This is a genomic window from Adonisia turfae CCMR0081 (genome assembly GCF_011009555.1).
GTDB lineage: Bacteria > Cyanobacteriota > Cyanobacteriia > Phormidesmidales > Phormidesmidaceae > Leptothoe > Leptothoe turfae.
The window spans coordinates 6,155,316-6,169,682 of record NZ_QXHD01000004.1 but is presented as its reverse complement, the minus strand read 5'-3'; the positions used below and the strand labels follow the sequence as shown (position 1 = coordinate 6,169,682).

The window sequence follows — 14,367 nt, the reverse complement described above, 5'->3', positions numbered from 1 at the left end:
CACCCTACCGTTACACCATCCCCTGTAATACTTCTAATTCTTGCTGAATACTGTCTTCCAATGATTTCAATCGCTCTACCGTTTGCTCGCGATTAATCTCATTCTGTTGCTTTTTCTCCACCAGGCTGCTTAACTCCAAACGTCGCGCTGCAATATCACTGCTAATCCGCTCAATGGCCCGTTCTTCATAGGTACCAAAACAATCTGTTACCGCCTTGTAAATTGACTGCCACTGGTCCGCTGCAATCTGGGGCAAGTGCTTCACAAACTCTTTGCGCGTTGCCTTGATAAATTCTTGACGCACAAACTCTGCTTGCACTGCTAAAACGCCACCCGCAGCAGCAATCACACCAATAATATTTAAGAACAAACTGCTAAACAATAACCCTAAAATCTGTAGCGCAATCACAATACACACATAGCTCACCGCCATCTGCAACACTGATTGCCAAAAATGATTAAAGGGCTGGATCGCATCGTTCAACGTGTCGGGAATCTCATCAAAGAGATCGCGAATATTATCAATCCAAGGACGCGCTTCATCTGCAGTGTCTGTGCTGGGGGCATAGAATTTACGCCCCATCATTTTCTCGTGGATTACTTCGACCACTTCGGCATAGGCTACCTGATAATCCGCAGCGCTCTCATTGAGCTCGTCAAAGGACTGACCAATCTTTTGCTTGGCGGTAAACTCCCAGGCAGCTAGACGATCGTTAATATAACGCTCAAAGGCACGCTTGAATTCTTTGTAGAAGTCATCCCGTGCATCTTCATCTAGAAAATCAAGAAAATCCAGATCGGGCTGGGAAGCAACAAAATCGGTCTCGAAGGTTTCTTCTAAATTGAGGATATAGGTTTTGAAGGAATCAGCAATGGCTTTAGCCGTGCGATCGCATCTTCCCCGAATCAGCTGTCGGTAATTATCCCGAATCTTCTCCAGTTTGCCAAATTCCTCTTCAACTGAAGCGACCCGTTGCTGTAGTTCACTTAGATCTTCATCTAGTAAAGGAATCCGCCGGGCCACCGATTCTTGCACCGCGCTGTAGGCCCGATGGGCGAGCTTGGCCGCCCGCCGAATCTCTGCCTGACCACGGCTTTGGGTCAAAAAGGACTCCAGCTCAGTTAAAAACTTATCCACACCGCTACCGGCCAGGGATTTTCCCTGACGCCGCTGACGCAGGGCCGTTAGGGCTGATACCTCAAACCAGCTGGCATCTTCGGGCAGGCTCTGGGCAAATACCTGACGCTGACGCTGTTCCGCTTCAGTCAACGCGGCTGCATCCTCCGGATTAACCAGGCCGACTTTAATCCGGTCCCAGCCATTGACCACATAAAAGCAATCCAGATCGCGGCCTTGAATATAGTTTTGCAAGTAGCGCCGCTCGTCCAATGTCATCGGCTGCAATGCATCCAGCACAAACACAACGGCCTGGGCTTCGTTTAAATAGCTCAGCACCTGTTGGTTACGGGCTTCAGTATCATTGAGGCCTGGGGTATCAACGATTTCTAGTCCCGATGCCAGCAGCGGAGCCGGGCATTCAATCACCACATGGCTAATGTCAGGGAACGCATTGGTTTCCAGATGCCGGGCTTCATCGGCAGGAATCGTGTAGTTAGCACGGAAGGTATCAAAATCAATGGCTTTAGGGGATTTGCCATCGGTATAGTGCACCATCACCCGTTGCTCTGGGCCGTGGCGTAGCAGGCTCAATAACGCCGTGCAGGGATTGACATCACTTGGCAGCAGCGCCTCTCCCACCAGAGCATTGATCAGGGTGCTCTTACCCCGCTTCATTTCACCCAGTACCACGATGCGATACTTGCCCTGCTGTAGCTGCTCCGCCGTACTTTTTAGGGTACGAATGTGGCGGGTTAACCCCAGTTGGCCAGACCGCTCCGTAGTTTCAGCCCGATCCATTGCGATCGCAATTTGACTTAAAACCTGGGCTGCCTGCTTGCGACTATGGATCAGTGCATCAAGGCTGCCTGCCATTTGCGGGTGAGCATTGGAACCGTTTGCTGCCTGGGGTGTGACCATAAAAGCACGCTAGAACTACTAAAAGCGAAGGATTATCCGACTATACCTACAACCCAGTGTGCCTCAAATCCCCAAAATTGAGATCTGTGATCTCAGATGTGTAACAAAGCCAGTTAGAATGCGACAGCACCTTGCCACACACAACCGGCTGCAGGTTATCTGAAAAAACAACAAAATCAAGCACTAGCAACGGCATGCCTAACGGGATATTTAAGTGCTTGGTCAACTCATAGGTGGCAGGTACAGTCCCCAACGTCACTTTACCAGTACTGAGATTAACGCCGTTAGCCTTTAATGTGCTGTACGTAAACCCTTGCTGCAACTGGTCTGCCAGGGATACACCAATTGTCTCAAGGAAATAGTCAATTTCTAGAGCAATGGGACTATCGTCAGCGTAAATGATTTTCTCTTGCTCATACACATGGGTTCCTTGAGCAACGGCGAGGGTGTGTGCTAGTTCAGCAGAGGCCTGGGTTAGCTGAAATTTTAACGATTGGATTCGTCCCTCATAGCCCTGTTGCCGAAAAGCAATATCGAAATGGGTCATGGGGTTAGAGATAGAAATGTTGATCTTGTGATGACCGCTGACAAAACTACCTTTACCCCGCTGACTTCTAACCAGACCTTGCTGAATCAGGTTTAAGATGGCTTTGCGGATCGTAGTACGGCTAACGCCAAAGAGTTCTCCAAGATCAAATTCACTGGGCAACCGTTGCCCCGGCTCATATTGACCCGCTTCAATTTTTTCTTTTAACTGCTCTGAAATAACCATGTGCAGTGGTTGTTTGCCTGCACCTGGCTCACTTGGAACCATAGGGTGTAAAGTCATTTCCAGGGGTTACTCCAGACATCCTACCGGAAAAAAAGACCCTAGTTTTTAATGGATTGAAATCAATTAACTTTATTGGGAATATAATTCACTGGTCCAGTCGCAGATATGTTCGGTTCATTGTTGGCTGGGGGGGGCAATCTACTTCGCTGGGGCTATGGGATAGCTCAGGGCTTTCCTCCGAAAGGGAGGAAAGCCCTGAGCCCCTCACTTCAAACCAACACTTCCTAAACCGCTTCCTCAACAACTCCTTCAGCCATCTGCAACTCTTTTTCTTTAGCCATCTGCAACTCTTTTCCCTCAATCATCGCCAACTCCTGACTTAGCCCCCTATACAAGCTGAAACACATCACCAACAACACAATCGCAAATGGTAAACCCGTGGCAATGGATGCCGTTTGCAACGCCTGTAGACCACCTCCTAACAACAGCACCGCAGCAACAACACCTTCTATTACCGCCCAAAACACCCGTTGCGGTACAGGGGAATCTAACTTTCCACCAGACGTCACACTATCCACGACTAAAGAACCAGAATCCGACGAGGTCACAAAGAAAACCACCACCAACAAAATTCCCACAAAGGAGGTGATTGCCGTTAGGGGCAGCTGTTGCAACATGACAAATAAAGCAGTGGCCACATTTTCATTAACCGCATTGCTGATGGTGCCCGATAGTTCACCCAACTCCATTGACACGGCTGTTCCACCAAATACCGACATCCACAAAAATGTCAGTGTTGTCGGCAGCAGCAACACACCTAAGATAAATTCACGCACCGTACGTCCCTTAGAAACACGGGCGATAAAAATACCCACAAAAGGAGACCAGGAAATCCACCATCCCCAGTAGAATACGGTCCAACTATTCTGCCAGGCTGTTCCCTCAAAGGTTTCCGTCCAAAAGCTGAGGGTGGGCAAGGAGGCCGCATAGTAGCCAACAACCTGAACAAAGGAACCAAAAATAAACAAGGTGGGACCCACCAACAACACAAAGGCCATAAAGATGGCCGCCAAAATCATATTGAGTTCACTCAAGCGGCGCACACCGGAGTCTAAACCAGAAACAACTGACGCTGTGGCAAACCCCGTAATAATGGCAATTAAACCAATCTGGATGGGCGTGTTGATGGGTAGACCCACCAGGAAGTTAAAGCCTGCATTAACCTGTTGGACACCAAAGCCTAGGGAGGTCGCTAATCCAAAAAGAGTAGAAGCGACGGCCAGAATATCAATGACGTTGCCACCCCATCCGTAAATACGATCACCCAAAATGGGATAAAACACGGAACGAATGGTTAAAGGAAGCCCCCAGTTATAAGCAAAAAAGCCCAAGGACAGCCCCACAATGGCATAGATACCCCAGGCATGCAGACCCCAGTGAAAAAAGGTAATCCCCAGGGCCTGTTGGGCCGCATCTTGAGACAAGGGTTCAATGGCACCAATGAGCGCGGGCGGATCCTGGAAGTGGTAGATGGGCTCGGCCACGCTCCAAAACATCAGGCCAATTCCCATACCCGCACTGATTAACATGGCAATCCAGGCAAAGGTGGGAAACTCAGGTTTAGCGTTTTGGCCGCCCAAACGAATTCTGCCAAATTTACTAAAGGCGAGAAGAATAGCCACCCCTAGATAAATGCTGACGGACAAGATTAAAAACCAGCCCATCGCCTCCGCAATAAAGGTTTGAATGTCTCCAAAAACAGTCTCGGCAGGCTCGCGAAAGAGTAGGGTCACCAGCACAAACAGCACAATGAGACCAGCGGAAACTAGAAATACCTCCGGATGGAAATCAAAGCCATAGCCAGTGACGTTGCGATCGCCAGGCTGACGACGACTTCGATGCGACCTCGGTGTGCTCAAGGGTTCTTGCCCTTGAGCACCAGGTTCTTGATGGGTCATAAGTAGTACTACTCCAATGCTTAGAGCACATAGCTATGTGCTCTAAGAAAAAATTCATAAATTTCGATCAACAATGATGATGTTCTTAAAATCAGCAGCGCATCATCAGATTTCGACGTTAGCTGCACGATAAAGGGCACATTATTAAGCCTCTGTCTTTATCTCTACAGTTGTCACTACATGTTTTGAATGCCATAGATTGCTGATTGAAATTTAACTATTAGAGGATGTTTCAACTGTGTAGGTTAACAATCCAGGTTTCTGAAGACCTTGAAAATATTTGGATTAGATACCCTGGATTCAAATTGAACATCCCTAGAAATTTTAGAAGGCTAATGTCCTTTTATAGAGAGTTATAGAGAAGATCTTAATAAAAGTTTCAGATTTTATGATGCACCAGAAACTGAATACGACTTCTAGAAAAAATCTAAAAATTGTCGAAAATATGACAGTCTAAATTGAAAAAATACTCCATATTCCCTATTTTCAAGACTTGTAATTACAAGTTCAAATTTGTGATTTACAGACTAAAAAGTATTAAGTTTGACGGTCACTGATCTAGACAGGGTCCATGACAATTGAGGCAGAGTATGAATCCCCCGTGTTGTTTCGAAATCCGTTTGCGATTCTGTCGAGCTGTAAGAACCAGACATATCCTTAGGGTCACCCATGACATCCTTAGGGACCTACAGAGAGGGTCTATCATCGGATGGGACGGTGCGTCGTTGATAGGGAGTATTGCGTCGTGAGTTACGATTCACCTGACTAAATGATTACAATAAGGACATCTCCTACATCATCACCCCATCCATATCCCACTTGTTTGGTTGTCTATGGCCATTCCTGACGACTATTACGCCCGGTTACAGGTATCGCCCGATGCCACTCAAACAGAAATCAAAGCGGCGTTTCGACGATTAGCACGACGCTATCACCCCGACTTAAACCCAAACGATCCAAGAGCCCTGGAAAAGTTTCGAGCCCTGCATGAGGCCTATGAAGTGTTGACGGACCAGGTGCGGCGACAGCGCTATGACTGCACAGGCACCACTGAATATGATGGCACTCGACCCCAAACAGCCCATGATTTCTACCTGCGGGGTATTCAGCAAACCTTAGCAAGGCGTTATAAAGCGGCATTGGCAGATTTTGACCAAGCCATTGAGCTACAGCCAAACTTAGCTGAGGCCTATTTACGACGGGCTCAAGTGCGCTACATTTTAGAAGATGATGCCGGGGTACTGGCAGACTGTCAGCGGCTACTACAGTTTTCAGATACATTACCCCAGACGTATTACTACCTTGGTTTGGCGCGCTATCGTCTGGGCTATACGGAGAGCTCGATCGCTGCCTTTACCGAAGCCATTGTCCTTGAACCCGATGATCCCCAAGCCTATTTTCAACGGGCAGTGGCCTATGAAGATATCCAGGAATGGGACGAGGCCACCACTGACTTTCAAACTGCCTCTATGTATTACCAAGCCCAGGGAGACTTGGAAGGCTATCATCGGAGTTGCGATCGCATCCACGCTCTCCGCAAACAGCGGCGCTTTAAACTCAGCACCCCTTCCCGCAGAATTGTCGCTAAGCGATGGGGCCTACTGGGGCAGCTCAATCGATTACTATTCGGCCTACTGAGCAACCCAGCAGAAGAGTTGCCTGCCATTTATAGCCATCTTAATCAACGCCAGGCTTTGCGCGTCGGCTGTTTACTCGCCACCCTGGCCCTGAGCAGCTTTACCTTAGGCGGCTACATGCTGCCGTTTGCCTCAGGCGCAACCAGCAGCAATATTGCCCTGGGCGCATTCTGGCTCTCGGGTTCTGCCGCTTTTTTAAGTTTAATTATGATGTTGGCCGTTTCCCGTCTTTGTCTACGACGCCACGGCAGTTGGTCCGACGACACGTTTATCGCTGGTGCCACGTTATTGCCCATGGGCATCTTTATCTTGATCAGTCCTGTGGCCATTGGTATCCCCTGGCTGTGGTTGCTGCTGCTTTGTATCGCTCTGCACCACACACTTTTAACCCTCCACAGCGGCTGTCACCAAATTCAACATTATTCTGTAGTTGCTGCCACCTGGCTAACACCCAGCCTGTTCTTTACGTGTTTGAGCATCGGCTATTTAGTCTGGCGTATCTGGATCTAGCTTTAGTGACATAGCATTAAACATTACCCACACTCACCAATCACTGACACCACCAAACTGTATTCATCCCAACCGGGAACTGCCACAAATGCCGTTACTGATCCTTGAGAGGATCAGTAACGGCTATAAATTAAACCCTATCGAGCATCCTCAACGCCCGCACCATTTATCGGCATCTGGATTTTAAATGTTGTTCCCTGGCCAATATCAGAGCTACAGCTTATTTGCCCATGATGGTTTTCAACAATAATTTGATGGCTAATCGATAACCCCAGCCCAGTTCCTTTTCCAACCGGCTTAGTTGTAAAAAATGGCTCAAACACCCGGGAGATAATATCCTCAGAAATACCAGGCCCGTTATCAGAAATTTCAACATTAACAAAACCATTCTGTGCGTGAGTACAAATTGTCAACACAGGCACAGAATTTAGCAACGTGTTACCTAATACGCTAGCATCATTTTTCTCAACAGCTAAGAGGGCATCAATGGCATTACTCAACAGATTCATAAACACCTGATTAAGCTGATCTGGAAAACCATCAATCAATGGCAGTTCACCATAGCTTTTAATTAACTGAATCCCTTTCTCTTCACTGTTTTTTCCCTTAAAGCGATGGTTTAAAATCAATAACGTATCATCGATGCCCTTGTGGATATCTACTTTTGTCATTAATGCTTCATCTACGCGAGAAAAGCCTCGTAGGGAATCGACAATTTTTCTGATGCGCTCTGTGCCTGACTCCATAGAGCTTAGCAACTTGGGAAAATCTCCTTTAATAAACTCAATATCACAATCATCAAGCATGGATTGGATACTCTCAGCAGGTTGAGGATAGTGCTGCTGATAGAGCCCAAGCAAACTCAATAGTTCCTGGGCATAGGCTTGGGCTGGCTCAAGATTACAATGTACAAAACTCACGGGATTATTAATCTCATGGGCTACACCAGCTACCAACCGGCCCAGGCTAGACATTTTCTCTTTATGCACAAGCTGTCCCTGGGCATACTGCAGCTGCCGTATCGTATGCTGCAATTTCTGATTGGCGCTTATCAATTCCAATGTACGCTGTCTGACTCTATCTTCGAGCTGCTCATTTGCCTGTCTTAAAAAAGTCTCAGCCTGTTTACGCTCAGTGATATTAATCAGTGCACCTGAGAGGCTATTACTATCCTCAAACCGCATGGCAAGCTCTAACCACAATAGAGAGCCATTGTCAGCATAAAACCGCAGCTCTAAATAGCAGTCGATTTGCATTTGTAATGCTGTTTGCCATTTATGAATGTCATCCTCATTGATAAACTGATCCAGGGACTTACCGACAACATCTCCAAACGCATACCCTAACGTTTCGGTCCAGGCTCGATTAATAAATGTCAGTACCCCCGAATAGTCACATTCGAACACGATCTCCCGTAAATTTTCGACTAGAGTACGATAACGTCGCTCTGACTCTGTAACCTTTTCAATTAAGCGATACTGAATTTGGGTGTAGAGTTCGTTGACTTTTTCAGGCTCTAGCATAACGATTCAACGGCTAGCTTTTCCAAAAACTCTGAAGACGTGATGGTATCGCTATATAAAGGAAATATATTTTCGCAATAAAAGTCTTGCTCAAAGGTTGTGCGTGCTGATGTACAGTTTTTAAGAATAGAGACATGGTAGCCTTTTTCATGGGCTGAGCGACCAGTGGAGTCAATACAAATAGACGTTACAGCACCCGCTAAAACAAGGTGAACAATATTATTCTTTCGCAGGATTCCGTCTAGATCAGTATTGATAAACGCATTAAATCCACGCTTGCCAGGAACCTCTAAAATTTTATCCTTAAACGGTAGTAGTGCCTGAATACTTTCAAATCCCTTAGAGCCCTCTTGAAAAGCTCTCATATCCTTAATTGTCTTTAGGATACCCACGGGTTCGACCAACTCCTCATAGTTTGGGGTAAAGCAGATGGGGGTAGAAATTAATAAAACAGCGGTATTTTCTAAGGAATGCAATAGCCTGGTCACATTTTCAACTGTCTTGACAGCCTTAGCTGATGCATCGATCACTCCGTGCAAAACTCCATCCGGAGCAAAATAGTCGTTTTGAAAACCAATGAGAAGCAAGGCGGTACGCTGAGGATCCATAAGCCGAAATCGGATAAACACGTCTGTAAGGTCTGATACCTAAAAATCCATATCCTGACGAGTTGAATTCTCGGTGTAGTCAGTAAATGATGGTCGCGATTAGCGACTACCTACATCCACTCCAAATCATTCAGAATAATTTAAATTATATTTAAACAAAATTAGATAACCACCTCACATATATGAATTTTGTAATTGGTTATATCCAGTCTTGGTCAGTAGCGCTCTGGTCTAACGCATAATTGGGCCAATCAATCCCTATATATGCTGATTAATTCCAGTGAACATCAACAATTTAATGAAAAAACGCCCCAGTAATTTTTCCTATTCCTGAACATCTTTATAACCATAAGAACGAATAGAAAAATTATTTCGTTGTCGAAACTGAGTGTATCTATGCAACTGGTCTATTTTTTTCAATCTATTTCCACCCAGGAAAGCTTGATTAGTCAAATGGATGGAGGGTCGCAGCAATAGCCTCTTTGGTTCACGTCAAACGGTTATTGTGATTTGGCATTGGTCAACAGCAACTTTGGCTCTGCGCTGTTGACTATAGTCCAATAAGTTCAAAGCCTTTTAGCCCAGACACCCATATTCATTTGAATCTCTTTTATGACTTGGAAAATCTTATTAGTAGAACATGATGAGCCAATGTGTAGGATGTTACAACAACAACTTGCACAGTACGGATATGAGGTGGTGCTGGCCAATGATGGAGGGGATGAAGGGATTTTAATGGCGGTCACTGAGCTGCCGGATTTGATCTTAATTGCAACAGATCTGCCTGTAATTGATGGTTGGCAAACTATTAAGATCCTGAAGGCTTCCACCGTCACTCAGAACATCCCGATTATGGCGCTGATGGCACTAACCTCAGATGCCGAATGGGGTAAAGTATCCGAGTCAGGCTGTGACGATTATGAGCTGAAACCAATTGATTTAACAAGTGTCCTGAATAAAATCAAGGCTCTCTTAAGTCCTGAAAATGCATCTGCTCTTTCAGCCATATCTTATGGTTTCGAAAGCCCATTATTCCAGGATCATTTGCCAGCTTCTCAACGTTCAAGAGAAGCTCAGATATCCAAGCGTTGGGCTCAGGTGGCAAATGCTACTAACCCAACAACAACATCAAGTCAATCAAGGGTGGTGTACGTTGATGATAGTCCGGTAGATAGCCAAGTTATGGCAGAAATTGTCAGGGGTGCAGGCTATGAATATGACAATATTACTGAACCATTAGACGCTATTCCTATATTATTGGAGCTTAGACCTAAGGTTATTTTTCTAGATCTGGTGATGCCATTTACCAATGGCTATGAGGTATGTGCTCAGATTCGACGCATATCTACCTTTCGAACAACTCCTATTATTATTGTTACTAATAATGATGGTATTATCGATCGAATTCGCGCCAGAATCGTTGGTGCATCAGGATTCTTCAGCAAGCCGGTCAAGAAAAAGCGCGTCCTCAAGGTACTCAACAAATACTTGGGTGCTAGTCGTGAAGAAACCATCCAAAGTCTTTCTCCAAGTGAATTTTGATCTTTTTTCTAATGTGTTTAGTGGCCGTCATGTTCGCTAATTAGTCAATAAATACTCTGATTCTGATGCTGTTCTCAGTATCAGTACTTAGGCCCTCGCGTGAACATCAACACTATAGAACTTATATCCACCTGAGCACATCAGCCATGGCATCAACTGTTGTCAGTCAGCTACAGTCATCTCTTCAGGAGACTGCGGCACTGTCGGATCCACTTGGACTGGAGCCCATTCCTGAAGATACGCGTCAACGTTTTTTGAGATTTAAACTCTCCGGAGAGAACGGAACATTATTGCCCCTAGAAACGATTATTGAGATATTGCAATTAGAGCCAGTAGAGATTTTACCTGTACCAGAGGTACCGGCTTATTTATTGGGCGTATGCCACTGGCGCGGTGCCATTCTGTGGCTGACGGATCTAAACGTGTTAGTTGGCTCCCCGCCGCTGTGGCAGCAGGCCCCATCCCTAGAAAAGCCATTAGTTATTGTTGTCGAATCTGGCGATCGCAGGGTTGGTCTGGCGGTAGAACAGGTGGATGATGTGGAAATGGTGGCTCCTGAGACAATTCACTTGCCAACCGAATTTGACTCGACGGCAATAGCGCCTTTTGTCATGGGCTATTTGCCAAACCATGGAGGTACTGTATTGGATGTGGATGTCATTGTTGAACGCTCTCTACAAGGTCCCCCTTAATACCCTAAGCTCCTTCTCTTCTAACCTAGGAGCTCACCTCAGCATTACTCGATGCTATGGGCTGAAATTACACGCTGAAATTACACATTAATTACACACGACTAAGGTTTAAAATTATTCATGGATAACATCGCTAACAATAATTCAGACGAGCTACTGACAACCGTTGATACCCCATCTCCAGAAGAGCAGGACTCGTCTCCAGAACTAATGCTAGCCGCTGAGGAGTTGACGCTAAGTCAAACTGCGTCAGACCAGTCTACTGAGATCACCCTTGCAGTAGAGTCCATTCCCTTTTCACAGAATCAGAGTAGACGACCGTTTGCGATCGCAAACGCCATGGCTCAAGCCACTGACTTAGAAAACCTTTACCAGGTTACGGTTAGTCAATTACGTAAACGATTTAATGTAGAGCGAGTCCTGATCTATCAGTTTCAATCTGAAACCCAAGGCACTGTCATTGCCGAGTCACTCACGTCCGGCTATACACCTGCTTTGGGACAGACTATTGCCCCCTTATTCTTTGGAGCAACCACCACTCAACACTATCAGCAACAAGCCGTTATCAGCATTAGTAATATTGCAGAAGAGGCTATCACCCCCTACCAGGCACAAACTGCCCAACGCTTTCAGGTGCAGGCTAGTCTCGGCTTACCTCTTTTTTTAGAAAACCAGTTATGGGGATTGTTGGTCGTTCAAAATTGTGCAGCCCCTCGTCAGTGGAAAGATTCTGAAATTGCCCTACTCTATCAAGTCGGCACCGAACTCATCTTAAAGCTTCAGCCATTACGACTGCAAGCTGAACGACAGTTGCTTGCTAGTGTCAGTGACAAACTCCGTCAATTATCCGATCAAGAAACCCTCTTTCGGGGCATCACTCGAGACCTTAGGAGACTCCTAAATGTTGATCGCGTGGCTATTTGCCAGTTTCGTCAAGACTACAGTTTTCAATTTGTCTTTGAATCAAAAGTGGGGCCAGTAGCCTCGATGCGTGATGTTGTTTTAGCAGATAGCCATCTGCAAAAGCATGAGGGAGGAATCTTTCGGCAATCTGACCCATTTGTCGTCAACCATGTCGCCAAAGATCCCACGCTTACCCCTTGCCATGTCGAGACTCTAACCGACTTTGACATTAAAGCCTGTGCCATTGTGGCGATTTATCAAGGACAGAAACTGTGGGGTTTGCTGGGGGCCTATCAACATAATGGTGCCCGATACTGGGACCCCAATGAAGTCAAATTGTTGACTCAGTTAGGTGACTTGGTCGGGGTCAGCTTGCATCAATCAGAACTCATGGAGGATCAAGCCAAAGCCTCTAAAAACCAGGAAGCCCTGCCCGACATTATTAATAAAATTAGTAATACGGCCTATGCTGAAAACATTTATCAAACCGCTGTACAAGAGGTTCGTAATCTCCTGAATGCAGAGCGCGTCTGCATTTACAAATTTCGCCCAGATTATTTCGGCGACTTTATCTATGAATCTGGTACCGGTGGGTGGCCATCATTGGTGGGAAGCGCCTGGGAAGATACCTACATTCAAGAGAATCAAGGGGGGCGATTCCGCAACACTGAGCAACCGTTTCTCGCAGATGACATTTACTCCGCTGGGTTAAGTGAATGTCATGTTCAGACGTTAGAGCACTTTGGCGTTAAATCCTTCTTGATCGTCGCCATTAGACAGGGAGGTAGTCTTTGGGGTTTGTTAAGTGCCTTTCAACATAGTGGGCCTCGCCATTGGTTGGAGAGTGATATTAACGTTTTACAAGATATCAGCCGCCAGATGGAAGTCAGTCTGAAAGGGGCTAATTATGTTGCCCAGTTACAAGAGCAATCGGCTCAAATGACTAAAGCGGCTCAAATTGGTCGTTCAGTGTCCACTATCATTCCAAAGATTTTGCAAGCCCAGGACACTGAGCAAATCTTGAAAGTAACACAGCGAGCGGTACGACAACTGCTGGTATGCGATCGCGTCGCCTTCCATCGCTTCAAAGCTGACTGGAGTTCCGAACTACTCTATGGATCAAGTGCAAAAAGTCAGGCCAGTTCAGACTTAGAAGAAAATCTGCAGGCAATTTGGCCAAAGCACAATTTGCAGGAAACCCAGGGAGGGCCTTATCGCAACCAAGACAGCTTAGTCATTAACAATATCTATGCCGCTGATCATGCACCTTTGGAGATTGAAATGCTGGAGGAATTTAGCATTAATGCCTATATGGCAGTACCCATCTTTAATAAAGGTCAGCTCTGGGGTGTGCTGAGTGCATATCAAAATGAGAAACCCCGTTCATGGACTAACGCAGAGATTAATGCCCTGAAACAAATTGGTTTACAGGTGGGGACTGCAATGCAGCAAGCAGATTACCTCAAACGCCTGGCCCTCATAACCCAGCAGGAACAATTAATCAGTAATATTATCGATCGTCTCCGCAAAGCCACCGATTTACCCCAGGCTCTAACAACAGTGGCCCGTGACATTCGTGTAATGCTTCAGGCTGATCGAGTAGGGCTGTACCAATTTGATCCAGCCACCAACTATAGTGTCGGAGCGTTTGTTGTAGAAGACGTTGCTCCAGGGGTACGGTCTGCGATGGCCGCCAGGATACAAGATCACTGTTTTGCTGAAGGTCAGGCAGAAAACTATCAAAAAGGTCGCTACTGGGTCGTCAATGATGTTAAAACCCTGGATCTGCCTAATTGCTTAGTCGATCTACTGGCTAACCTTCAGGTCCGGGCCAGTTTAGTCGTTCCCTTACTCAAAGGCAACGTGCTTTGGGGCTTATTTGCCATTCATCAGTGCCAGGGACCCCGTGAGTGGCAAGAGACTGAAGTAGAGTTTGTTCACCGCATTGGTGCCCAGCTTAACCTGGCACTGCAGCAGGGTGAATATTTAGATCAGCTCAAGGCTAAAAATACAGCCCTGACTGAAATTGTTTTAGAGGTGCAAAAAGCGGCGGATCAAGTGGGGCAGACATCCCAGTTAAACGCCGTCTCCATCACCCAGCAAACTGAGTCTCTGACCCAGGTTCTCAAGCGCGTTCAAGATCTCATGCGCCTTTCTGAAGGGGTGGTGGGTGATGCCCAACAA

General features: G+C 46.3%; 9 protein-coding genes. 4 read left to right on the top strand and 5 right to left on the bottom strand.

Going from position 1 to position 14,367, the window contains the following annotated elements:
- Positions 1-10: 10 nt before the first annotated feature.
- The 3 genes from DXZ20_RS30255 to DXZ20_RS30245 all read right to left on the bottom strand — a co-directional run bounded on the left by DXZ20_RS30255 (position 11) and on the right by DXZ20_RS30245 (position 4,768).
- Entirely contained in the window at positions 11-2,038 is a 2,028-nt protein-coding gene (locus DXZ20_RS30255; protein WP_163702657.1) for a dynamin family protein, read from the bottom strand.
- A 46-nt stretch (positions 2,039-2,084) separates the two neighbouring features.
- Positions 2,085-2,852: a GntR family transcriptional regulator gene (locus DXZ20_RS30250; RefSeq protein ID WP_250565981.1), complete on the bottom strand. Its 768-nt coding sequence runs from the start codon at positions 2,850-2,852 to the stop codon at positions 2,085-2,087.
- A 242-nt stretch (positions 2,853-3,094) separates the two neighbouring features.
- On the bottom strand, positions 3,095-4,768 hold the full coding sequence (locus DXZ20_RS30245; RefSeq protein ID WP_163702655.1) for a BCCT family transporter: 1,674 nt from the start codon (positions 4,766-4,768) through the stop codon (positions 3,095-3,097).
- A gap of 833 nt (positions 4,769-5,601) precedes the next feature.
- On the opposite strand from DXZ20_RS30245, the gene DXZ20_RS30240 reads away from it, so the two are divergent.
- The gene (locus DXZ20_RS30240) at positions 5,602-6,915 is read left to right on the top strand and encodes a J domain-containing protein (protein WP_163702654.1); all 1,314 of its coding nucleotides are present in this window, start codon (positions 5,602-5,604) and stop codon (positions 6,913-6,915) included.
- A gap of 137 nt (positions 6,916-7,052) precedes the next feature.
- Here the strand turns inward: DXZ20_RS30240 and DXZ20_RS30235 are convergent, their stop codons facing one another.
- The gene (locus DXZ20_RS30235; RefSeq protein WP_163702653.1) at positions 7,053-8,438 is read right to left on the bottom strand and encodes a sensor histidine kinase; all 1,386 of its coding nucleotides are present in this window, start codon (positions 8,436-8,438) and stop codon (positions 7,053-7,055) included.
- Complete coding sequence (locus tag DXZ20_RS30230; RefSeq protein WP_163664956.1) at positions 8,432-9,046, bottom strand: cysteine hydrolase family protein; 615 nt, start codon at positions 9,044-9,046, stop codon at positions 8,432-8,434. Before DXZ20_RS30230 ends, DXZ20_RS30235 begins: the two co-directional genes overlap by 7 nt.
- A gap of 612 nt (positions 9,047-9,658) precedes the next feature.
- On the opposite strand from DXZ20_RS30230, the gene DXZ20_RS30225 reads away from it, so the two are divergent.
- From DXZ20_RS30225 to DXZ20_RS30215, 3 genes are all read left to right on the top strand, one after another.
- Positions 9,659-10,588 (top strand): response regulator transcription factor, encoded by a 930-nt coding sequence (locus DXZ20_RS30225; protein WP_163702652.1) that lies wholly within the window; start codon positions 9,659-9,661, stop codon positions 10,586-10,588.
- Between the two features lie 146 nt (positions 10,589-10,734).
- On the top strand, positions 10,735-11,280 hold the full coding sequence (locus DXZ20_RS30220) for a chemotaxis protein CheW (RefSeq protein ID WP_163664960.1): 546 nt from the start codon (positions 10,735-10,737) through the stop codon (positions 11,278-11,280).
- A 120-nt stretch (positions 11,281-11,400) separates the two neighbouring features.
- A partial coding sequence (locus DXZ20_RS30215) for a GAF domain-containing protein (RefSeq protein WP_163703662.1) occupies positions 11,401-14,367 on the top strand: 2,967 nt, incomplete at its 3' end.

Coding starts and splice junctions, on each gene's coding strand:
- DXZ20_RS30255 (WP_163702657.1), bottom strand. CDS start 2,038: ATGGTCACACCCCAGGCAGCAAACGGTTCCAATGCTCACCCGCAAATG.
- DXZ20_RS30250 (WP_250565981.1), bottom strand. CDS start 2,852: ATGGTTCCAAGTGAGCCAGGTGCAGGCAAACAACCACTGCACATGGTT.
- DXZ20_RS30245 (WP_163702655.1), bottom strand. CDS start 4,768: ATGACCCATCAAGAACCTGGTGCTCAAGGGCAAGAACCCTTGAGCACA.
- DXZ20_RS30240 (WP_163702654.1), top strand. CDS start 5,602: ATGGCCATTCCTGACGACTATTACGCCCGGTTACAGGTATCGCCCGAT.
- DXZ20_RS30235 (WP_163702653.1), bottom strand. CDS start 8,438: ATGCTAGAGCCTGAAAAAGTCAACGAACTCTACACCCAAATTCAGTAT.
- DXZ20_RS30230 (WP_163664956.1), bottom strand. CDS start 9,046: ATGGATCCTCAGCGTACCGCCTTGCTTCTCATTGGTTTTCAAAACGAC.
- DXZ20_RS30225 (WP_163702652.1), top strand. CDS start 9,659: ATGACTTGGAAAATCTTATTAGTAGAACATGATGAGCCAATGTGTAGG.
- DXZ20_RS30220 (WP_163664960.1), top strand. CDS start 10,735: ATGGCATCAACTGTTGTCAGTCAGCTACAGTCATCTCTTCAGGAGACT.